Origin of the sequence: Sporosarcina cyprini (assembly GCF_022048975.1) — a bacterium.
In the GTDB taxonomy this organism is placed as follows: domain Bacteria; phylum Bacillota; class Bacilli; order Bacillales_A; family Planococcaceae; genus Sporosarcina; species Sporosarcina cyprini.
This window is the reverse complement of the sequence record NZ_JAKMHX010000029.1, coordinates 47,061-69,145: the sequence shown is the minus strand read 5'-3', so window position 1 is coordinate 69,145 and position 22,085 is coordinate 47,061. Positions and strand designations below refer to the sequence as shown.

Here is a 22,085-nt window from a genome sequence, read left to right as displayed (position 1 = left end):
TTTGCGTGCAATCGGCCAGGGGGAGGCTTTTCAAAAGTATTGAGTGAAGGCATGCGAGATGGATGGTGAAGGTGCTGCGACAGGTTAATTCGCATGAACAGTTTTAAGTCTGTTAAATCTCCAATTCTACTTGCGAAACTATTCAGTAACACGTATATTTAGATTATCGAAATAGTGTGCTAGGAAAGTTGGAAACGAAAATGAGATGGATATCGGACTGGAAACGGAATTTCTTATCGTTTAACCGGAACGTCCGGTTTTTTATGTTAGGCAATATACTCATCCAAATTGGGATGGGTGTTTTTATGGTCATGTACAATTTATACATCCGTGAGCTTGGCATGCCGGAGACGGTCAACGGAAAGGTCATTTCCATGACGGCTACAGCTTCAGCGATCATGCTCATTCCGGCAGGTTTCTTAAGCGATAAAATTGGAAGGAAATGGCTGATCGTCGGAGGTGCCGTCTTAACAGCTTCGACCTTGTTTTTCAGAGGAGCGGCGGTGACAGAAACCCCGATTATTACGGCTGCCTTTCTGACGGGGCTTTTTATGGCGTTTGTACAAGTGTCTGGAATTCCGTTTTTAGCGGAGAATTCATCTCCTTCCGAGCGGGTTCACCTGTTTAGCGTCAACTTTGCTTTTATTACCGTTGCCAATGTTTTCGGCAGCCTGTTTGGCGGAATTATTGCCGATGCCTTGGAAAGCATCTTGAAAATGAGCACTGTGGATGCCATCCGTTATTCACTTTATATTGGAGCAGCTATTTTTACGGCAGGGCTCATTCCTTTCTTTCAATTGAAGGAGAAGCGAAAGGAACATGCTGAGCAGAAGACTGAAAGGGTTTCGAAACAGCAGCAAGCGGAGGACAGCTTAAAACGTAATTTAATTGTTATTTTCCACTTCTCGTTCGCGGGGTTACTCATCGGTTTTGGATCAGGTCTCGTTGTTCCTTATTTAAATCTTTATTTTGCAAATCGCTTTGGCGCCAGCAATTCCTATATCGGCTTAGTACTGTCGCTGGGCTCTGCAATGACAGCGGTGGCGGCGATGATCGGTCCTGCCCTGTCCAGAAGGATGGGGAAGGTGAAAGCTCTCATTCTCTTCCAGATGCTGTCCATTCCGTTTTTAATTTTAACTGCCTATACGACTTCCTTATGGCTCGCGTCGCTCGGCTTTTTAATGCGTCAGGCGTTAATGAATGCGGGCAATCCGATTCAAAGTGCAGTCGCGATGGAAGTGGTATCTGATAAATACAAGGGGCTTGCCAATTCGACGAACCAGATGGTCTTTAATCTAGGGTGGGCGACCATGGGGCCGATTGCAACGGGGCTCGTCGTCTCGCAAGGCACGTATTGGGGATATGCCTACGCCTTCACGATCACAGCCGTGCTCTATGTTATTTCATCCACTTATTATTATTTCATTTTTGGCCGCAGGAAATTGGCGGATGAATAGATCAATACTAACTGTAGACGATATTTGTCTGCAGTTTTTTAATGGGATGATTGGGTGTTGAAATTAATTTCGTGGGGGAGTTAATGCTCGGATAGACACCATTTATGCGCGGGTACGCATTGTTTATGCTCGAGTACGGGAGTCGTATGCGCGGGTACGCCAGGTTAATGCGCGGCTGGGCGCGCCTGCCCCTAGTAGTGGAACTGCCAGAATCGCGGGAGGATACATAGGAAAGCAAATGCTACTTCGCGCAGAATGCCGTTGACCAAACAGAGGTTGGCACCTGTGCCAGATGACTTCAGTAGAGGAAAGGAGTCCATGAAGGAAGGGGAGCAGAGTGGAGCGGAAACACAGAAACCTGCTGTTATCTGAAGGCACTCAAAAGGGTTGGAACTCAGTTCGATCCCAACCCTTTCATAATTAAAACCGTTCAGGCTGCGTTTCCTTCCAGGCGTTTTGCTCATTCGGAACGCGGCTTTTGTCTTCGAAGACATTTTCGGTTTTTTGGTTTTGGATTTTCAATTGCTCTTTTTCTTTCCGCAATTGTTCCGGTGATTTTTCTTTATCCATCATATCTCCTCCTTGTCGGGAAGTAGTATATGTGGAATTAATTCTTTCATTCATAAACGTGGAACGTCATGAGCTCGTGGATCGTTTTTTTGACCGTCTCTTCTTCAGGTGGTGTTTCTCCGGTCCATCGAATTTCGCCGTCCGGCATATAATCTCCTGTATAGCGTTGTTGCTGATAGAAAAAAGAAAATGTCCAGCCCGGCAGAGTGCCTTCCGTATACATCGGTTTATAGTTAAAATGCTGCAGCAATGAAATCGCTCCTTTCATATGGCAGCTTTCGCATGCATAGAGTGAAGAAATGAGAGCGAAAGGATGCTGCCGTGTTTGTGAATCAATTGAAGCAGGCCATCGAGGACGAATATCGGTCCTATTATTTTTACAAATCCATGTATGAGCAGACAAATAATCAATTGTGGCGGGATTTTATTCAACATGCGTATGAAGATGAAAAAAGCCATTACGAGATGATGCAACAGCTCTATTATATGATGACCGGGACATTTGTTCAAAATCCTAGAAAACCGGTTGCCTGTCATGATTTAAAAGAGTGCGCAAGGCGGGCGCTTGTTGATGAACTCGATTCAGTCGAGCATTATAAGATCATGCTGCTGAGTATACCATTTCAACAGGCATACAATCCAATTTTCATAGCCATGCATGATGAGATGGAGCATGCCATCCGAATGACGGCGATTTACAATGCAATGGGTGGATAAAAGAAGGGCTGTCTGAAGTCAGTAGACATTCATGACAGCCCTTTTGACGTTATAATTTAAACTGCCTTACGAGACCATTTAGGTTTTCTGCAAGCTTGGCAAGCTGCTCGGAGCTCGCTGCGACTTCTTCCATGGAGCTGGACGTCTGTTGAACCGAAGCGGATGTTTGTTCAACACCTGCCGCCGCTTCTTGTGAGACGGAAGCGATATCGTCCGCTGCCTGGTTCATTTGCTGGCTGTTTTCGGCAATCTCATTCAAGTTGCCAGCAATGGTTGCAATGCCGGTTTCCATTTGATTGACTGCTTCATTGATGCGCTCAAATGTTTGAACGGTATTCTTCAATTGGTCCGAACCGGACTCCACTTCGCTATAACCGTCCTTCAATGTGTTCGTGACCTGGCTCGTGTCATGCTGAATACGAGAGACGATAGATGAAATATCCGAGACGGACAGTGCAACTTGTTCAGCCAGTTTCCGAACTTCATCCGCAACAACCGAAAACCCGCGACCGGACTCGCCAGCTCGTGCTGCCTCGATGGCTGCATTCAGCGCAAGTAAATTGGTTTGCTCGGCAATATCTTTAATAGTAGAAACAAGCAATGAAATTTGAGCAGAGTTGTCTTGCAATTTCTCCACTTTGTCAACTGAATCGCGGACGATTTGGTTGATGCGCTCCATTTGATTCATAGACGAGTCCATGAGTCGATTCCCTTCGGAAGCCATGTCGCTGACTTGTCGGGAATACCCTTGTATCCTTGCACCGCTCTCATCTGTTTCTTGCACTTTTTGATGGAATGAAGCTGTTAAGGAAGCTAGATCCCCGGCATGCGATGCCTGTCGTTCCGTACCTACCGCCAATTCTTGCATTGTCATGGCGACTTGCCCCGATCCGGCCTTCACTTCATTAGCCGATTGGGTCAATTCCTCGCTATGGGAGGCAACAGTGTTTGCTACCTCATTGATCTGTTGAAGGATCGAATGCATCTTGGCGTTCATTTCATTCGTCGCCCCGATCAGCTGCCCAATTTCATCTCGAGATTTTGTTACTAAAGGTTCCTGGCTAATATCGCCATCTGCAATAGCACGCATGCGCGTCGTAACCGACTGAATTGGTTTGGAAATGAGACGTGCTGTCACCAATGCTGCAATGATGGCGAGAATCGTTATTGTAATGGACGTACTAACTCCAATGATGGAATTTGTTTTACTATGCTTCAGCATCTCTGCACCCATTGCTTTGATTTCCGCTTCACGCTCTTTTGCCATTTGCTCATAGCCATCTTTGATGACCTTCAAGTCATTGCTTGAAATCATCATATTCCGTAGGGCGTTGTCTTTATTGCCCCGCTCGTATTCGTTGAAAACTTCCTCTTGAATATATTCCCGCCATGCGACGGTTTGCTGGATAAGCGTATCAAATTCTTTGCTGTCATCCAGGGAGCGGACAATATCTTCATTTGTCTTTCCAAGTTCAGTATATTGATCGAACAGATCTAAATAAACGGTTTGGCCAGTTAATAAATACCCTTGAACAAAGGAAATTCTTGAAGATAACGAATTGGACAACAGCTGATTGGCAATCAACAATTCGGTCTGCCGGTTAATGATTTCTTCCATTTGCTTGTTTTCACTTTTTGTAACGTAGAAATTGAACGTGCTATAGGAAGAAATTAATAAAATAACAATGCCGAAACCGGCCAATATTTTCATAGCAACGCTCTTAAATGCAAAACGATTCACAATGTATACACCTCTTATGGAATTTAATGAGCCATTAGTAGCACATTTAGTATAGATACCATAGAGGATGATAGCATGCCTATCAAACTATGTAAAGTATAACCAGTTAGTAGATTGGGCATATAAGGGTTGATTACATACCTAGATTTTTAATGAAATAGTCTGGTGCCTCAAGCATTCGAGGCCCATACCATAGCATCTCGCCATCAATCAGGACCACTTCAGCTCCCGGCGCCATTTTTCTGAATTCATCCAGATGCTTCTCTTTAAAAGGATACGGCTCGGAAGCTAGAAAGACCGTATCAAGCCGCGCCTCCTGAAAATCATCCGGGGTGACTGCTGGATAACGGCCTTCCTTTTGAATAAATGGATTTTCAAATCCTAGTCGTTGCAATACATCCTGTATATAAGTATCTCTGCCGACGACCATATAAGGTTTTTTCCAGATCACATAAGCGGCCCGCGCACCTGCTCGAGCCGACAATTTTTCAAACTGAAGCTGAATATCCAACACTAGCTTTTCTGCTTCTAGCCGGCGGTCCGTCAAGTCGCCCATCGTTTCAATCATTTGAAAGGCTTCCTGGACCGTCTGTACTTCAGCCACATAGACAGGCACATGCTGCTCCAACAGCTCTGCCATTTCCTTCGTGTTTTCCTCTTTTTCCAGAATGACGAGATCTGGTACTGCCTCGAGAATCGCCTCAAGCTTCAAGTCCTTTGTCCCGGCCACAGCGGGCACCGATTGGACACGATCTTCAGGATATTTGCAAAAACGGGTTCTGCCGACAATCTCTTGTTCCAATCCGAGAGCGAATAAAGTATCCGTAATCCCCGGACACAAGGAAATGATCCGTTTGGGTGGATAATTAAAAGCAACAGGACGTCCAGTCCGGTCAATCACTTCTTTTTTCATCAAAAACACCTACTCTATTAGTTTTCTGCAAAATGGAGTTTAGCCGCCTTTGCCACTTCCTCTGGAGCTTTCAAGGAAAGCGGTTCACCGTGCAAATAATTAAAGACATTCATATCGCTCGTCTTCAACATGCCAATTGTCATCCGTGGAACGAGGCGGACGTGGACCCGCTCGGCTTGCGAACCGGAGAGGGGAATGAACAGGCCTAGATTAAAACTGTTAATGCCGGCTTGTTGGAAATAAGCGAAGAATGCTTTTAGACTTTCGGCCAAGTTTTCACAATGTGCATCCGTCAAATCCTCTAAGGCGGCCGCATCGGTTATGCCGATAAAGTCCGCATGGCTGAGAGGGGCAAAGGCGTGAACCCATTCAATGGATCCTTTAGTGCCGATCCAACGCTCTCCATGTGTTTTCTCCTCAGCTGCCAATGATTCAAAAAAGCTGACGCCCTCACGCTCGGTAAAATCCCTGCTTGAGCGGGCAATCTTTGCCTGATAGTTTGTTGGATGTTCAGAAGCGAGCACATGGATGTGCGGATGAATAATACTGCCTCCAGAGGGAGGGAGATAGTTCCAGTTGATGGATGCATATGCCGTTTTCGGATCAAACTCCGCAACTTTCTCTACATATTGGTGCGCGGTCATGAATGCATCCTTTAGAAGCGGCACTGTAAATTCATCCAGCTTCACATAATGCTGATCGCTCATCCGGACGACGGCATTATGCTTACTATAAGGGAAAAGGTTCGGGAATGCGACGGCCTCACCATGGATCAGACGCCCCCCGTCGAATAATTCATCTGGAAATCTAGGTGTTGAATCAAAGACATTTTCAGGGCAAAATGGACACTTTTTGCCTGCTGTTGCAGCAGCTTCTTCAGAAAAATCAGCAGGAATGAAAGGCGCTCCTGGATCAAAAATGATACGTGCTGTCTCTCCTGTCAGCGGATCGAATCGAACTTCTGTCTTGCGATCAATGAGTTTGCCACCCTGCATCGGGTCATGGAAAGTAAAAAACTCTTCTTCTTTTCGAAATTGAATTGTCATCGTGCTCCTCCTTTGAGTATGTGCAGCCGCGGACAGCTGCAGCATGGATATGTTAGAATTGTTGTATAATAGTTTACCAATAATTCTTGAAATAGTCACTGTGATTGGATGGTTGATATAGCTAGGAATTGGGGGGGAGAATATGCTGCGCTATAAAAAGTTATTCGGCTTTTGTGTCTTATTTGTTGCGCTTTCAGCTTTGATTATTCCGCAGCCCGGATATCGCTTTGGCTGGCCGCTTCACTGGGTTGAATACTATGGAAAAGAACCGATTGCCGTATCGGCTGACTTGTTCAAACCGGGTAACGTACAACATCTGTTTTTTGATCTATGGAATTTAGTCTTTGGCGCATTGCTTCTATACTTTACACTCATACTTTTGCATAAAATTCTTTCAAAAGTGATGGGGAAAACAGACGGGAGAATCCAGGGATGATTGAATCAGCGACATTTTATACAAATAAATTAAAATCATTGAAACGGTTTTACGTAGATTTACTGGAGCTGGACTTGGTCGAACAGTCAAACGGGCAGATGACATTTCGGGTCGGTGAATCAGAAGTAACCTTCAAAGAAACGGAACAGCCTGCATTTTATCATTTCGCATTCAATATTCCGGGGAATCAATTCTCCATGATGAAATATTTCATCAAAGACCGGCTTTCTTTAAATTGGGAAGACGGACGGGATGAGGTGTATTTCCCGAGTTTCGACGCAGATTCGATGTACTTTGAAGATCCTGCGGGCAATATCGTCGAGTTGATTGGCAGGAGAAAAAGAGATTTGTTTGGCGATTTGACGAAAGAGTCCTTCTTAAATATTAGCGAAGTCGGTATCGTCACGCCAGATGTGGCGGGAGTTGGAGAACAGCTTTTGGATGCAGGCATCCCGCTGCGGAAAGGAACGGATATCCATCCGAATGAGTTAAACTTCCTAGGAAGAGGAGACACGTACATTGTGCTCGTCCCTCCCGGCAGGCGATGGTATTTTTCGAAGAAGGCATCCGAGGTATTTCCGCTTGAAATGTCCTGGAATGGAAAGAGGATTGGGATAGACAATGATGGAAATTGGCTGAAATGATTTCTAGTCAAGCAGACCTTATTCTTTTTGCCTATGCAATGGTTCTGTTATAATGTAGCGGAACTATGTAGGAAAAGGTGAAGCGATGAATTTCATATGGACCCTTCTGTTCATGGCAGTCATCGGGGCTTTGATCGGCGGCTTTACGAACCATTTGGCCATCAAGATGCTCTTCAGGCCGCATGAACCGAAATATATCGGCAGCTGGCGGGTGCCTTTCACCCCGGGATTAATTCCAAAACGCCGTGATGAATTGGCGAAACAGCTTGGAAAGACCGTAACGAATTATTTATTGACACCTGAGACGTTTCGGAAGAAATTACTGACGGCCGAAATGGAAACAAAAGCGGAACAATTTGTACAGCGCAAATTGGATGAGCATATTCTCCAATCTGACAAGACATTGAACGATTGGCTGGCAGTCGCTGGAGCTTCTGAATTTGCAGGGAAAGCGGAAGAAAAGGTCATGGCTGTCATGGACGGGCAATTGGCATCCGTACGCCGAAAATTAATGACCGGGACAGTCGAGGAAGTGGTGCCGGCACAATGGCTTCAACAGGCAAGCGGACATTTGCCGACCATTACGAATCATATTTTGCAAAGTGCTGAGAATTATATTGATTCCTATGAAGGGAAAGTGATGTTTCAGAAGCTGATCAATGATTTTCTGGAGTCCAAAGGAACATTCGGCGGCATGTTGAATATGCTATTCGGAGATTCGAACTCCCTTGTGGAAAAAGTTCAGCGGGAAGCTTTGAAATTCGTCACCGCTCCGGGGACATATAACTTGGTACATTCATTGCTTGAAAAAGAATGGAATAAGCTCACAAAACGTCCAATGGAAGAGCTGATCGGCAACTTCGATTGGGATGGACTGTTCATTTCCATCAAAGCATATGCTAAGAGGGAACTTGCGATCGAAGCAAGAATGGATAAGACACTGGCCGAGTACTGGCCGTCAGGATCCGATTGGACTTCGGCCCATATAACGCCGAAGCTTGTGGGGTTTGCATTCGACCAGGCAGAAAAGCAGTTGGAGGCCTCTCTTAGCAGGCTGAAGCTAGATGAAATTGTCAGGGAGCAAGTAGATTCATTTCCGGTTGCCGTGTTGGAAGACTTAGTTTTAGGCATTTCCAGACGGGAATTTAAGATGATCACCGTTCTTGGCGCTTTGCTCGGAGGTCTCATTGGAATCGTGCAAGGCTTGATCGTATTTTTTACAACATAATCTGAGGGGGACCTACTATGACAGTAAATATTTATGATGACGTAAACCGATTGGAAGCAACACTTCGCAAGACCGAAGAATTTGCGGAAGTCGAAAAAGCGATTAACGAAGTGAAAACAGATACGGCCGCATTGGAGCTTTTCAAGAGCTTTCGTCAAATTCAAGTGACATTGCAGGAGAAGCAAATGAAAGGGGAAGAAATTGCCCCGGAAGAATTTGAGTATGCACAGAAAACAGCTCAGTTGGCGCAACAAAATGAGAAGATCATGAACTTGCTCCAAGCTGAAATGAAGCTGAGCGGCTTGATCGAAGAAGTCAACCGGGTACTTATGAAGCCGGTGCAAGAATTGTACCAAACGATATCATAATGAAATGGACGGCCTGTCATCAGGTCGTTTTTTTATTTCGAGAAGCGGTTTTTCGGGATTTTTGATACAATGTGGAAAGGTATTTGAGTAATCAAAGAAAGTTGGTACTTCAATTGCAAAAAATCATCATACAGCAATCGTTTCCACAAGATTGGATTCGCATGTTCACCCATTTGGCGAATCTGTTTTTTGAAGAAGCGAAAATTGAAATAGAAGGCACGGACGATGCAATTCAAGTTGAATTTACTGTCGAGCAGACTGAAGGCATATGGCGCGGGGAATCCACCTTGAAGTGGAACGGGCATGTATATCATTCTGCTTTCTCAGAAAAGGAAGAAGAAGGGGACGAGAAGCAGCGCAACCGGCAATTAAAACGGATTTACTCTCATCTCTTCCTCGATTCACTGGAACAGGCTACAGGTATGGAGCAGGCTTGGGGGATATTGACCGGCATCCGCCCGACGAAGTTATATCATAAGTATCGTAATGAAGGACTATCAGTAGCAGATACAAAGGAATTGCTAATGAAGCAGCATCGGATTTCGCAGGAGAAAGTGGATTTGCTGGCGAAAATAGCAGACGTGCAATTGGGGGCAATTCCCGATCTGCATGACTTGAAAAACGAAGTGAGCCTGTATATCGGAATTCCATTCTGTCCAACGAAATGCGCCTACTGCACGTTTCCTGCGTATGCCATCCACCGGAAAAATGGACGGGTCGAGTCGTTTTTGGATGGCTTGCATGAGGAAATGCGTGAAATCGGCAAATGGCTGAAAGAACGGGACATCAAAATTACGACCATTTATTTTGGCGGAGGCACGCCGACAAGCATTGAAGCAGACGAAATGGACGCTCTCTATCAAACGATGTATGATTCATTTCCATATATGAAAGAAGTGCGTGAAGTTACCGTCGAAGCGGGGCGCCCGGACACGATTACTCCAGAAAAGATCGAAGTGCTGAAAAAATGGGGAATCGACCGGATCAGCGTCAATCCGCAATCCTATACGGATGAGACGTTAAAAGCAATTGGACGGCATCATACGGTACAGGAAACGATCGACAAGTTTTGGCTTTCCCGAAACATGGGCATGCGAAATATTAACATGGACCTCATCATCGGTCTGCCAAATGAAGGACTGGACGAGTTCCAGCATTCATTAAATGAAACAGAAAAAATGCAGCCAGAATCATTGACGATCCATACACTGTCATTTAAACGCGCTTCAGAAATGACCCGAAATAAGGACAAATACCGGGTAGCTGACCGTGTGACTGTCGAGCAGATGATGAAACGGGGCGAGCAATGGACTGCCTCAAATGGCTATGTTCCATACTATCTGTATCGGCAGAAAAATATCCTCGGCAATCTGGAAAACGTCGGCTACGCCAAACCAGGAGAAGAGAGCATATACAATATTCTCATCATGGAAGAGGTTCAAACGATCATCGGGATCGGCTGCGGGGCATCCAGTAAATTCATGGATCCCGTCACCGAAAAGATTACGCAATTCCAAAATCCGAAAGATCCGGCCGCTTACATTTTGACGTTTGAAGAATATATTGATAAAAAAATCGAACACTTGGAGCGAATCTTCCCAAATCGCCCGGTTGTTTCGGAAGCATAAATATGAATGAAAACCGCCTTTGAAATCAGTGTGTAGCTGATTTCAAAGGCGGTTTTTTGCGGTATGCCAATTCGAGAGATGCGTTGCTTGCCCCGCGGGGATCTAAAAGATGTTGGACAAATGATGCCGCGCCAAATGCCTTTGACCAACCAAGGATTTTTACTAAAAGACGAATACATATCAAGTAGAGCCTATTAAGAAAAGGGTTTTATGCGCGGGTGGAAGTTGAGTATGCGCGGTTGACACGTCTTTATGCTCGCCTGGGGAAGGGGGATGCGCGTGTGAAAGTAGATTATGCGCGTGTAAGGCAGTGTAATGCGCGGTTACCTCGATTTATGCGCGCCTAGGACGCGCCTGGCCTGCATGGAATATAGTACTGCTGGATCCAATTTCCCGGAGGACTAATGCAACCAAAGCATAAAATACTTTATCCCCGCCGATTAAAGGATTTTATCGAAATACGCCGAATAGTACATTATGAACAGCTATTCATTTTAAAAGGGGTGTCATGATGTATCAGACAATCAGATTGGTGAAAGAGGGAAGGCTTGCGCGTTTGTATTTAAATCGTCCAGCAGCGATGAATGCGATGGATGATGTGATGATGAAGGAGCTGGCGGATGCGTTTGAGGCATTGCGCAATGATGCGTCTGTGCAGGTGCTGATCCTTCAAGGAGAGGGACGGGCGTTTTCGGCAGGCGGGGATATTAAGAAAATGATTGACCCGGAATCGCCAATGGATATCGGCAAAGTGATGGTGGATGTGACCCGGTTGGCGAAAGGATTGTACAGTTTGCCGCAAGTGACCATTGCAGCTATACATGGTGCGGCTGCAGGACTTGGTTTCAGCATGGCGTTAGGCTGCGATGTCATTGTTGCGGAGGAAGATAGTAAACTTGCGATGAATTTCATTGGCATCGGTTTAGTACCGGATGGGGCGGGCCACTTCTTCTTGAAAGAACGGATTGGTATCGCGCAAGCGAAGCAACTCATTTGGAAAGGTGACGTGATGACTGGTTCAGAGGCAGAAGCGAAGGGACTGGTGGATCAAATTGTTCCAAGCGGGCAACTGGATCAAACAGTTTCGGGACTCGCTGCACACTTGCTGGCATCCCCGATCCAGGCGATGCTGGCGACAAAAAAGATTTTACACGCTCCTAAGATGAACGAGCTGGATGACATGTTGCAAATGGAAAGCGAAGCCCAAGTAGCGATGCGCAGCACTGCCGATCATTTGGAAGGAATCCAGGCATTTATTGAAAAAAGGAAGCCTTCTTTTACAGGGAAATGAATGTATTAAATTACCAGTAAAAATATCTTTAAGTAAAGGTTTATTCTCTCTTTGAAACGGCTATATATGTAGATGCATAGATGTAAAAGGGGGAGCAAGAATGGACCGTATCTTCAACAATGAGTCAGCCGAGAAGTACTTTGAAGAGAATAAGAAGTTATTCGAACAAGAACTTTTGAATGAAGCTGTAACCGTCAGAGACAAAATAGATGACATTCTTGAAATCGGCAATATTGATTTGATTAACAATGCACATCATCTCGTTTCCTGTATTATGGAAGGCAGGGAAGAGGAGCTTCTCGCATTTGCGAAACAGGAAGGAATTGCTTGGGCAACCCACTCGCTTACCTTATCCTTCAAGCTCGAATGGGTACAAGCAATCCGGAGAACGATTTGGTCCTTTATTAATAAATATACAGAAGCGGAACCGTGCAAGTTTGACTTCTTTAGTTTGGAAAAGCAGATTAATAATCGTGTAGATACATTCTTGAATGCGTTTTTTATCAACTATTCAACATATAAAGACTCTCTGTTAAAAGCACAAAGAGATCTAGTCGAAAATCTCTCGGTGCCGATCATTCCCATCACACAGCATATTTCGATTCTTCCATTGATCGGAACGATCGATTATTTCCGTGCCAAAGTTATGGAAGAGAAAGTATTGATGGAAATCAGCCGATTGCGCATTCAAACATTATTCATGGATTTATCAGGCATTGCGAATATGGAGGCCGAAGTAATCGACCAATTGATGAAAATCATTGATGGCGCATCGATGATGGGATGTCGAACTGTGATTACGGGACTGCGGCCGGATGTTGTGCGCAACATTATTAGGCTCGGCGTCCGATTTGATGAACAGACAGAAACGATTGGCTCTTTGCAGCAGGCACTTCGTACGTATTTGTTGTAATAAATATAATAACCCGCCTCCACATTTGGAAGCGGGTTTTATTATGATTCTTCACATAAGCCCTTTGGAACGATATTTTTCTGCTGTATCCCGCCAGGAGAAGTAGCCTTTCTCAATCGCGCGTATCAGCAGTTCCGCGGTCGCGATATTCGTTGCAAGCGGAACACCGTAGACATCACACAAACGCAAGAGGGCACTAACGTCCGGTTCGTGCGGCTGAGCTGTTAAGGGATCGCGGAAGAAAATGATTAGGTCCAGTTCACCTGTCGCGATCATTGATCCGATTTGCTGGTCGCCGCCCAGAGGTCCGGACATCAACCGGTTAACATGCAAGTCGGTTTCCTCCATAATTCGTTTCCCCGTTGTGCCTGTCCCGTATAACGTATATTGTGAAAAGATATGTTCATAGGCGATAGTGAAATTCACCATTTCATCTTTTTTCTGATCGTGTGCAATAAGCGCGATGTTCATGCAGCTACCTCCGGAAGTATTTTTCTTCAGTATATCATGTATGAAAGAGCAATAGCTTTCCTGCAGGCGAAGCAAGGCGATGCGTCTTTTCTGCCAAGCTTTTCTCTTCCAGCAAGACCCGTCCTTTTTCCTTCGCTTCTTCGTCCGTCGCCGCGGTGAAAGTCTCCTCCGTCAGCAATTCCCCATTCTTCTCATAAGCCGTCAATTTATACGTCCTCATGTGTACCATCCCTCCGTTCACTTTTCTCTATTATACAACGCCATGCTAATAAATGAACAGCCATTCATTCGTGCAAAAAATAAAATGTAAAGGTTGCTTGACAATGAAATTGAGGTAAAGTAAACTTTACGTAAAGTTAGCTTTACGTAAAAGAAACTTTACAAAACGAGGGGAGGAGCATCCAACTGAATAACTTGATAAAGGAAAAGAGGACGGAGATGGGGTGGACGCAGGATGATCTTGCGGAAAAGCTGGATGTATCCAGACAAACGATCATTTCATTGGAAAAAGGACGATATAACCCATCCCTCATTTTAGCCTTCAAAATCGCAAAGCTCTTTGCTTGCAGGATTGAAGATATTTTCTTACCGGAGGAGGAATGACAGTTGTACGAAGGATTCGATATATGGGCATTTTTGTCCGGATTGCCGTTAGGTTTGGCAATTTCTGGTATTATCTTCTATTTCAGCAGGCGCAAAGGGAGGAAGGAACGCAGGTTTGACGAGCGCTATACAAATATCCACCGGCAAGCCAGGTCAATTTCCTGGGGCGCGACGACGGCTGCGATTTTAGTTGCGTGGGCCATTGTCATGATTGTGGAAGGTCCAAAGTTAGCCTTTTTTATCTTAGCCGCGATCTGGGCCATCCATATGATTTCCTACGGCATTGGCGCAGCCATAGCGAATAAACAGAATTAAAAAGGGGGGGGTTCTTTATGATTCCAACAATGGAAACACTCGCAGGTTTTATTACAGGAGCGGGGGCTGTCCTGCTAGTCGCTTTGATTTATTTCCGGAAGGGCAGGAAAGAGCGGAGGTTTGATGAGCGGTACGAAGCGGTACATACGAAAGCCCGCACAATCTCCTGGGCGATCACGGTCATCGTCCTCGCACTCATGTGGCTCTGCGCACTCATTATTGAGGGTGTCTCACTCGCATTCGTGCTTGTTGCCTCGGCATACGGCATTATGCTTATTTCATACGCTGTAGCGGTTATGATTCTGAATAAAAGATTATAAGTGAAACGAATATGCTGCCTATTGCGTAAGTAGGATAGCAGGGAAAGAGAGAGGGGAAACAGATGACGTTATTATTGGAGAATGTGACGAAACGGTTTGGTGATGTCACGGCAGTCGATCACCTGAACTTATCGGTAGAAGAAGGGACCATGTATGGTTTTCTGGGGGCCAACGGGGCAGGGAAAACGACAACGTTCCGGATGGTGTTGGGATTGCTGACGCCAAATGAAGGGACGATTACGTGGAACGGCAAGAGAATTTCGTATGCGACTAGTCCCGAAATCGGCTATTTGCCGGAGGAGCGCGGACTTTATCCGAAAATGAAAGTCGAGGATCAGCTCGTCTTTCTCGGAGAACTGCGAGGCATGAAAAAGAGTGATGCAAAAAGGGCGATCGACCATTGGCTCGAACGGTTCGAAGTGCCACAATATAAAAACAAACGGGTGGAAGAGCTGTCAAAAGGGAATCAGCAAAAGATCCAAGTGATTGCCGCTTTGATGCACGATCCGAAGCTGCTCATCTTAGATGAACCGTTTTCTGGCTTGGATCCCGTCAATGTCGAGATGCTAAAAAGCGCTATCCTCGATTTTCGGAATAATGGGGCGACGATCGTCTTCTCCAGCCACCGGATGGATCATGTCGAAGAGTTATGTGAACAGCTCAGCATTATCCATAGAGGAAATCAGATTGTCAGAGGCTCGCTGCGCGAAGTGAAGCGCTCATTCGGCAGACAAAATGTACAAATCAAAGCGGACCATGATCTAACGGCATTGGAATCCATTGCGGGTGTCACCGGTTTTACGCAAACGGTAGAAGGTGGCATCTTCCAAATCGAGGACGAACAGGTTGCTCAACAGCTGCTCACTCGCGCAATGCAAGCCGGCCCGATCCGGCATTTCGAGATCGAGGAACCGTCCTTGCAGGAAATCTTTATAGCGAAAGTGGGGAAAGAGCATGCGTGAGTTTTGGATTATTTTTAAACAAGCTTTTGTCACGAAGGCAAAGGCCAAGTCTTTCATTATTACGACAGCCATCATGGTGGCGGCTATTTTTATATTTGCCAACATCGGCAGCATCATTGACGGAGTTAAAAATGTCACGGGGGATGATGAAACCGCAAACGAGCTGAAGGTAATCGACAATAGCGGTGTTCTGTTCCCGATGCTGAAAGCGGAAATGGAGGCAGATGATCATTCCTTGAAGCTTGCCCAATCCGATCTCGCAGAAGCTGAGCTTGAAAAGCAAGTGAAAGAAGGAAAACTTGATTCGTTTGTCACATTGAATTTGAATGAAGCAGATACGATTCAAGCGAAGTACATGACGAAAAGCGTCATCGATTTCGATATTCCAGGTCAACTCCAAGAAGCACTTCAATCCATTCAGACGCAAATGAATGCTCAAAAATTGTCGTTGACAGGAGAGCAAGTCCAGTCGCTTTTCGCACCGATCCAATTTGAGCAAAAGAATGTATCCCCATCCGCCAAATCGGAAGAGGAATTAATGCAGGCAAGCGTTCTCGTCTATGTGTTAATGTTCGTCATTTATATTTCGGTTATCATGTACTCCAGCATGATTGCGATGGAAGTCGCTACGGAGAAATCATCACGTGTTATGGAAATCCTTATTTCCAGTGTATCGCCCGTAAAGCATATGTTTGCTAAGGTGTTTGGAATCGGAACCCTCGGCATCGTACAAATCATTATCTACGGAATGGCTGGTTTCATTGCTTTCAATACGGCGAAAGCAAAAGAAACAGGCGGTTTCCTGGATATGTTGAATCTATCGGATATTAATATGGCTACCTTGGTGTATGCGGTTATATTCTTCCTGCTTGGTTATTTCTTATATGCCACATTGGCGGCATTGCTCGGTTCGCTCGTCAGCCGGACAGAGGATGTTCAGCAGATGATTATGCCGATGTCGTTACTGATTGTTGCGGCATTCCTAATCGCAATGGCCGGCCTTAATAATCCAGAACTTGGCTTTTTGAAATATGCTTCTTATTTCCCGTTCTTCACACCGCTCGTCATGTTCTTGCGTGTCGGTATGCTGAACTTGCCGCTATGGGAACCGCTTTTATCCATCGGCATTATGCTCGTCACTTTGTTCCTGCTTGGCTGGTTCGGTGCCCGCGTCTACCGCGGCGGCGTCCTCATGTATGGACCGTCCCGTTCTTTGAAGGACATTAAAAAAGCAGTTCAGCTAGGGAAGGAATAAAAGAAAGGAAGTCTTCTACGGAGGGCTTCCTTTTATATTTATGTTTCTATTCGTGTTACATATGGTAAAATAAGAACAAATATTCGTTGTGTAAGGAGGAGTGCAATGTCTACGATCCGTTTTATCCATACAGCCGATCTTCATCTTGGGAGTCCCTTCAAAGGGATGACCGACTTACCGCCATCCCGGCTGGAAGCACTCCGGAATAGTACGATCCGGGCATTTCAGCGTTTGATTGATTACGCGCTCGCATCGAAACCCGATTTTGTGCTTATTGTAGGCGACTTATACGACGGGGAAGACCGGAACTTGAGAGCACAGCTGAAATTCCAGGAAGGGATGGAGCAGCTTCATGGCGCAGGTATTCCTGTTCTGCTTTCTCATGGGAATCACGATCATTTGGGTGGGACATGGACAAGGGTCGCCTTGCCCCCTAATGTCCATGTCTTTGGCGATACAGTCGAAACGGTGACATTCCAGGTGAACGGAGAAGACGTATTCATCCATGGCTTCAGCTATAAAGAAAGGCATGTTCGGACTCCTATGATCCGCGACTATCCAAAAGCAGCAGGAAACAGCCTGACGATCGGCATGCTGCACGGCAGCGTCGCGGGGGATGCCACTCACGCTGTGTATGCGCCGTTTACGAAGGAAGAGCTTCTCGAAAAGCAGTATGATTACTGGGCGCTTGGACATATCCACCTTCGCCAGCAATTGCAAGAGGAGCCGGCCATCATTTATCCTGGCAATATTCAAGGCCGGCATCGAAATGAAAAAGGAATGAAAGGATTTTATGAAGTGGAGTTATCGAAGAGTGAAACGGTGCTTCGATTTGTGCCGACTTCTGAAATCCTTTTTGAGCGCGTGGAAGTGAATTGTTCCGGACTGCGGCACGCAAATGAGTGGATACAGCGATGCGATGAAGCGTTGGAGACAGGTGAAACGAAGCGAGGACGCATCGTGGAATTGGTTTTGACAGAAGTGGATGCGGAGGCGGCTGTGTTATTCAGCCAAGCACCTGATAGTGAATGGCTGGAAATCTTGCGGGAACATCTGGAGGAGAATGAGCCGTTTGTCTGGATTCGGTGCTTGGAATTGGAACGGCGTTCTTCAGGTATTCTTGCGGCGCCGAATCTCATGGTTGATTCGATTGTCAGCACGATGGAAGACTGGTCAATGGATGATTGGCGATCCACTTTGCAGGAAGTTTATCAGCATGTGCGAATGGGCAAGTACTTGGGTGTCCTCGATGAAACGGATGTCTCGCGCATCAAGGTGGATGCCGAACAGCTCATAGAAAAGGAAATGATTCGTGGGGAGTGAGGTGATAAAATGATCATCCGAAAATTGGTCATCTATGGTTTTGGAAAACATGAAAACGTGACAATTGACCTTCAGGACGGCATTAACGTTCTCTATGGCCATAACGAGGCGGGAAAGACAACTATCCAGCAATTCCTGCTGCATATTCTTTTCGGATTTCCCCAAAAGAATCATGTTCTACAACGCTATGAACCTAAGACGGGAGGTAAGTATGGAGGACAAGTCCATATCGATGATCCTGACTCGGGTATGTGCATCATTGAACGCGTTCGGGGCAAATCGGCTGGCACGGTGACAGTCCATTTTGAAGACGGTTCTACGGGAGGGGAAGAGGCGCTCCAGCAGCTTCTCCGCCACTACGACCGCTCTTCGTTTGAATCGATCTTTTCCTTCTCCCTCCTTCAGCTGCAAGGATTCGAGAAAATGGATGAGGAACAGTTGAGCCGGACGCTTCTTGCATCAGGAACGACCGGAGTGGATGCGTTGCTGCAGCTTGAATCAAAGCTTGAAAAGGAAATGGGCGAACTCTTTAAGAAGAATGGAAGAGTGCCCGAAATGAACGTACGATTGGCGGAATTGCGGGAGATGGAGAAGGCCTTGAAAGAAGAAAGGGAGCAGGCAGATGAATACGCTCCTGCTGTCAATCGTATGATGGCCATTGACAGAAATCTTGTTGAATTGAAAGACGAGGAACGGGATTTGGATCAGCAGCGCAAGCTGATAGAAACGCAGCGCCAGATGCTTCCCTTAATTGAAAAGGAACGGGGGTTACTGGCTCGGTTAGAGCAACTATCCGTTCGGAAGTTCCCGACGGATGGCATACGGCGCTACGAGATTATCAACGGCAAATTGCTCGACGTCTTGGCTAGAAGGCAAGTCCTTCAAAATGAGCTGGAAAAATTAACGGGTTCAGGCGAAATGCGAGATCAGCAATTCCTCCCCCAGCTTGACCGGCTCGTTGCCAGAGAAACCGAATGGCATCAATGGCGATCTGATAAGAGAGCCGCATTCGAGGAACTGCGTTTATTGGACAGCAAACGAGAACGTTATGTTGCCAGCCTCGGCATTCGAGATGATGAGAAAGCGGCCTTATTGCTGGGAGCGGATGTGTCCATTCAGCAGGAGAAAACAATGCTTACGTTGCTGAACCAGCTGCACCAGCATACGAAACAAGTGGATTATGTACAAAGACAGCTCGCGCAGACAGCCAGTGAAGAGAGGGCGATTATGCAAGACAAGCTACGCCTGGATGAAATGGCTCCTTCTGACGAAGAACAGAAGAGGTGTGCCGACTGGCCGGGCATTCAGCGGCGTCTTGCAGAAGCGAAAGCATTTATTCACCTGAAGGATACACCTTCCGGGAATATGCGGATTGTCCCGTTCACTTTACTGCTGATGGCCGTTCTGCTGGCAGGCGTTGGAATCGTCAGCCAACAATGGATCCTTGCCATTTGCGGCGTGCTGCTTGGGGCTGTTGCTACTTTCCTCGTGGTGAAAACGAGAAGTGGGGATCCATCGGATGCAAAAAGAAAAGAGATGCAACAATTTATTTCGCAGTATGCGAAGCAAGAAGCACAGATGGATGCGCTCATTCAAAGAGTGGATAGCTATCTCCGGAAGAAAGAAACGCTGGAAAGTTCATTACTGGCAGTAAAGCGGAATCGGAAGTCATATGAAGAAGAGCTTCGAATGGCGGATAATAGGACGGACCTGGCAGCAGACGAGTTGTTTACGTTCCTTCAAGCGTATGGTTTTGACGAACTGCCAAGTTTGCAGATCATACCGGAAATTTTTCGCATGATCCGAGAGCTCCAGGAAGTGGATCGAGAATTACTTGCTGCTCGGCAGCGGGAACAGAATACCGCCCGCAAGATAGCCGAATGCATGAATGAGGCACATAGTCTGTTAGGGAAAGAAGTGCCCGAAGAAATGCTTTTTGACCACCTTCGCAATGAATGGATGCAGCAGAAGGAGCGGATGGGGAAACAGAAGACCGATTCCGAAAAACAGCTTGGATTGCAAGAGGAACTCGAGCTGGTGCATCAAACCGCAGCCATGCTGCAGTCCCAGAGAGAAGAACTTTTGAGCGAAGCAGATGCTACAACCGAGGAAGATTTCTATCGGGCATTCGACGTCTTCCAGGATGCCGAACTGGTAAGCCGGCAATTAGATGATCTGCGAAGTCAGCTCCGTATGCATGACCGTTCCAATTGGCCAACCGATCTATCCATCAGCGAATTGGAAGAGGCGGCAAGCCAAGTGGAAAACAGGTTAGCAGAAGCTGCGAAACAGCAGTCAGATTTGTTGGAAGAGAAGGTGCGGCTAGCGCATTTGACCAAAAGGCTGGCGGATAATGAAACCTATGAACGCATGCTGCAGCAGTTTGAAAACAAACGCGCTGAATTTGCACAGCTTGCTAGACAATGGTCTACGAAAAAAGCGGTGGCGGCGGCAATTCGCCAAACGATGGCAGAACTGAAAGAGAAAAAGCTGCCGGGGGTTTTACGGCGAGCCAGTCATTATTTCTCCGATTTGACAGGAGGCCGCTATGTCGGATTAACGGTTGGAGAAGAAGGTTTTTTCCGCGCAATTCGCCAAGACGACAATATGCTGTTTCCGATTATGGAGCTCAGCCAGGCGACGAAGGAACAAGCTTATATCTCCTTGCGCTTGGCACTGGCAGAATCCTTGCGGGGGACAGCGCCATTTCCAATTATTATGGATGATCCGTTCGTCCATTTTGACGGCACACGGCTTTCTCGTATGATAAAATTGTTGAAGAGATTGCAAGCGGAGCATCAGTTCATCTATTTCACTTGCCACGAAACGATGACGAAGCATCTGCATGAGGCAAACATCATTACTGTTTCCGAAATCGGAAGCAATCAGGGGGCGGTTCTTCAATGAAAAAAATAGCAGAGCATCAAGTCGGTGAGCCGGTTGATCTTTTTCTGTTAATCAAACAATCCGTTAAAGGCATTACACAGCAGGGCAGTCCGTTCATGACATTAATCCTTCAAGATAAAAGCGGTGATATTGAAGCGAAGCTCTGGGATACAGGAGAAGAGCAGGAAAAAATGTACGCAGCCGCAACGATAGTTAAAGTCGGTGGGGAAATCCATGAATACCGCGGCAAAAACCAGCTGCGCATAAAAAGCATCCGTCCGGCAAAGGAAGAGGAGGGCATCTCCCTTTCTGATCTCGTGCCTTCCGCGTCAAAGAGCAAGGAAGTATTATATGAGGAGCTGCTGCAATTTTTCTTTGAGATGAAAAATCCCCATATCCAGCGGATTACCCGGCATATTTTGAAGAAACATCAGACGGATATTATGGTATACCCGGCGGCTACTAAAAATCATCATGATTACGTTTCCGGACTTCTCGATCATGTCGTGTCCATGCTGAAGCTCGGAAAGGCGATTGCCGAGTTGTATCCGACCTTGAACAAAGATTTGCTATATGCAGGCATCATCTTGCATGATATCGGGAAAGTGGTAGAATTATCCGGCCCGATCGCGACTCAGTACACGGTGGAAGGGAACTTGCTTGGCCATATTTCCATCATGGTGAATGAAATTTCGAAAGCTGCAGATGAATTAGGAATTGAAGGTGAGGAAGTGACCTTGCTGCAGCATATGGTCTTGTCCCATCACGGGAAGGAAGAATGGGGAAGCCCAAAACGTCCAATGTTGAAGGAAGCGGAAATGCTTCACTATATCGATAACATTGATGCGAAAATGAATATGTTAAACCGGGCGATGGCTAAAACATCACCGGGCGAATTCACGGAACGTATTTTTCCGCTCGATAATCGTTCTTTCTATAAGCCTTCGTTTGAATAAAAATTACAAAGGGCTGTCCTGTACGAGAATTCGTACGGAACA

24 protein-coding genes are annotated in these 22,085 nt (G+C 46.1%); 17 read left to right on the top strand and 7 right to left on the bottom strand.

Annotation, left to right across the window (positions count from 1 at the left end; genetic code table 11):
- The first annotated feature begins 200 nt into the window (after nucleotides 1-200).
- Nucleotides 201-1,457, top strand: a complete 1,257-nt coding sequence (locus L7D49_RS12250; RefSeq protein ID WP_238081232.1) for an MFS transporter — start codon at nucleotides 201-203, stop codon at nucleotides 1,455-1,457.
- A gap of 420 nt (nucleotides 1,458-1,877) precedes the next feature.
- On the opposite strand, the gene L7D49_RS12245 is transcribed toward L7D49_RS12250, so the two are convergent.
- Together L7D49_RS12245 and L7D49_RS12240 are read right to left on the bottom strand one after the other, a co-directional pair.
- Nucleotides 1,878-2,027: a hypothetical protein gene (locus L7D49_RS12245; protein ID WP_238081230.1), complete on the bottom strand. Its 150-nt coding sequence runs from the start codon at nucleotides 2,025-2,027 to the stop codon at nucleotides 1,878-1,880.
- Nucleotides 2,028-2,073: 46 nt separating this feature from the next.
- The gene (locus L7D49_RS12240) at nucleotides 2,074-2,277 is read right to left on the bottom strand and encodes a YheE family protein (RefSeq protein WP_238081277.1); all 204 of its coding nucleotides are present in this window, start codon (nucleotides 2,275-2,277) and stop codon (nucleotides 2,074-2,076) included.
- A gap of 71 nt (nucleotides 2,278-2,348) precedes the next feature.
- On the opposite strand from L7D49_RS12240, the gene L7D49_RS12235 reads away from it, so the two are divergent.
- Nucleotides 2,349-2,744, top strand: coding sequence for a ferritin-like domain-containing protein (locus L7D49_RS12235; protein ID WP_238081229.1), 396 nt, complete (start codon nucleotides 2,349-2,351; stop codon nucleotides 2,742-2,744).
- Nucleotides 2,745-2,793: 49 nt separating this feature from the next.
- Here L7D49_RS12235 and L7D49_RS12230 read toward each other — a convergent pair whose 3' ends face one another.
- The 3 genes from L7D49_RS12230 to L7D49_RS12220 form a co-directional block, all read right to left on the bottom strand.
- Entirely contained in the window at nucleotides 2,794-4,485 is a 1,692-nt protein-coding gene (locus L7D49_RS12230; protein ID WP_238081227.1) for a methyl-accepting chemotaxis protein, read from the bottom strand.
- 133 nt (nucleotides 4,486-4,618) lie between these two features.
- A complete protein-coding gene (locus L7D49_RS12225) occupies nucleotides 4,619-5,398 on the bottom strand; it encodes an ABC transporter substrate-binding protein (protein ID WP_238081225.1) in 780 nt (259 codons plus the stop codon).
- Between the two features lie 17 nt (nucleotides 5,399-5,415).
- Nucleotides 5,416-6,444: a hypothetical protein gene (locus tag L7D49_RS12220; protein WP_238081223.1), complete on the bottom strand. Its 1,029-nt coding sequence runs from the start codon at nucleotides 6,442-6,444 to the stop codon at nucleotides 5,416-5,418.
- Nucleotides 6,445-6,586: 142 nt separating this feature from the next.
- On the opposite strand from L7D49_RS12220, the gene L7D49_RS12215 reads away from it, so the two are divergent.
- The 7 genes from L7D49_RS12215 (at nucleotide 6,587) to L7D49_RS12185 (ending at nucleotide 12,952) form a co-directional block, all read left to right on the top strand.
- Entirely contained in the window at nucleotides 6,587-6,880 is a 294-nt protein-coding gene (locus L7D49_RS12215) for a hypothetical protein (RefSeq protein ID WP_238081221.1), read from the top strand.
- A complete protein-coding gene (locus tag L7D49_RS12210) occupies nucleotides 6,877-7,524 on the top strand; it encodes a glyoxalase (RefSeq protein ID WP_238081219.1) in 648 nt (215 codons plus the stop codon). Before L7D49_RS12215 ends, L7D49_RS12210 begins: the two co-directional genes overlap by 4 nt.
- A gap of 85 nt (nucleotides 7,525-7,609) precedes the next feature.
- The gene (locus tag L7D49_RS12205) at nucleotides 7,610-8,752 is read left to right on the top strand and encodes a DUF445 domain-containing protein (protein WP_238081217.1); all 1,143 of its coding nucleotides are present in this window, start codon (nucleotides 7,610-7,612) and stop codon (nucleotides 8,750-8,752) included.
- A 17-nt stretch (nucleotides 8,753-8,769) separates the two neighbouring features.
- Nucleotides 8,770-9,120 (top strand): YlbF family regulator, encoded by a 351-nt coding sequence (locus tag L7D49_RS12200; protein WP_238081215.1) that lies wholly within the window; start codon nucleotides 8,770-8,772, stop codon nucleotides 9,118-9,120.
- Between the two features lie 113 nt (nucleotides 9,121-9,233).
- Entirely contained in the window at nucleotides 9,234-10,748 is a 1,515-nt protein-coding gene (locus L7D49_RS12195) for a coproporphyrinogen III oxidase (RefSeq protein WP_238081275.1), read from the top strand.
- A 508-nt stretch (nucleotides 10,749-11,256) separates the two neighbouring features.
- On the top strand, nucleotides 11,257-12,039 hold the full coding sequence (locus tag L7D49_RS12190) for an enoyl-CoA hydratase (protein ID WP_238081212.1): 783 nt from the start codon (nucleotides 11,257-11,259) through the stop codon (nucleotides 12,037-12,039).
- A 100-nt stretch (nucleotides 12,040-12,139) separates the two neighbouring features.
- Nucleotides 12,140-12,952, top strand: a complete 813-nt coding sequence (locus tag L7D49_RS12185; RefSeq protein ID WP_238081210.1) for an STAS domain-containing protein — start codon at nucleotides 12,140-12,142, stop codon at nucleotides 12,950-12,952.
- Nucleotides 12,953-13,003: 51 nt separating this feature from the next.
- On the opposite strand, the gene mgsA is transcribed toward L7D49_RS12185, so the two are convergent.
- A complete protein-coding gene (gene mgsA / locus L7D49_RS12180) occupies nucleotides 13,004-13,423 on the bottom strand; it encodes a methylglyoxal synthase (protein WP_238081208.1) in 420 nt (139 codons plus the stop codon).
- Nucleotides 13,424-13,457: 34 nt separating this feature from the next.
- Complete coding sequence (locus tag L7D49_RS12175; protein ID WP_238081206.1) at nucleotides 13,458-13,643, bottom strand: YhzD family protein; 186 nt, start codon at nucleotides 13,641-13,643, stop codon at nucleotides 13,458-13,460.
- Between the two features lie 185 nt (nucleotides 13,644-13,828).
- Between L7D49_RS12175 and L7D49_RS12170 the strand changes: the two genes are divergently transcribed.
- The 8 genes from L7D49_RS12170 (at nucleotide 13,829) to yhaM (ending at nucleotide 22,043) form a co-directional block, all read left to right on the top strand.
- Nucleotides 13,829-14,026 carry a helix-turn-helix transcriptional regulator gene (locus L7D49_RS12170; RefSeq protein ID WP_269135977.1) on the top strand — a complete coding sequence of 66 codons (198 nt, stop codon included), beginning with the start codon at nucleotides 13,829-13,831 and terminating at the stop codon, nucleotides 14,024-14,026.
- A gap of 3 nt (nucleotides 14,027-14,029) precedes the next feature.
- Entirely contained in the window at nucleotides 14,030-14,341 is a 312-nt protein-coding gene (locus L7D49_RS12165; protein ID WP_238081203.1) for a DUF2178 domain-containing protein, read from the top strand.
- Nucleotides 14,342-14,358: 17 nt separating this feature from the next.
- Nucleotides 14,359-14,661 carry a DUF2178 domain-containing protein gene (locus L7D49_RS12160; protein ID WP_238081201.1) on the top strand — a complete coding sequence of 101 codons (303 nt, stop codon included), beginning with the start codon at nucleotides 14,359-14,361 and terminating at the stop codon, nucleotides 14,659-14,661.
- Nucleotides 14,662-14,723: 62 nt separating this feature from the next.
- Nucleotides 14,724-15,623: an ABC transporter ATP-binding protein gene (locus L7D49_RS12155; RefSeq protein ID WP_238081200.1), complete on the top strand. Its 900-nt coding sequence runs from the start codon at nucleotides 14,724-14,726 to the stop codon at nucleotides 15,621-15,623.
- Nucleotides 15,616-16,878 carry an ABC transporter permease gene (locus L7D49_RS12150; RefSeq protein WP_238081198.1) on the top strand — a complete coding sequence of 421 codons (1,263 nt, stop codon included), beginning with the start codon at nucleotides 15,616-15,618 and terminating at the stop codon, nucleotides 16,876-16,878. The genes L7D49_RS12155 and L7D49_RS12150 overlap by 8 nt, the downstream gene beginning before the upstream one ends.
- 105 nt (nucleotides 16,879-16,983) lie before the next feature.
- The gene (locus L7D49_RS12145) at nucleotides 16,984-18,201 is read left to right on the top strand and encodes a metallophosphoesterase family protein (RefSeq protein WP_238081196.1); all 1,218 of its coding nucleotides are present in this window, start codon (nucleotides 16,984-16,986) and stop codon (nucleotides 18,199-18,201) included.
- A gap of 9 nt (nucleotides 18,202-18,210) precedes the next feature.
- A complete protein-coding gene (locus L7D49_RS12140; RefSeq protein ID WP_238081193.1) occupies nucleotides 18,211-21,108 on the top strand; it encodes an ATP-binding protein in 2,898 nt (965 codons plus the stop codon).
- Entirely contained in the window at nucleotides 21,105-22,043 is a 939-nt protein-coding gene (gene yhaM, locus L7D49_RS12135; protein ID WP_238081191.1) for a 3'-5' exoribonuclease YhaM, read from the top strand. The genes L7D49_RS12140 and yhaM overlap by 4 nt, the downstream gene beginning before the upstream one ends.
- Nucleotides 22,044-22,085: the final 42 nt, after the last annotated feature.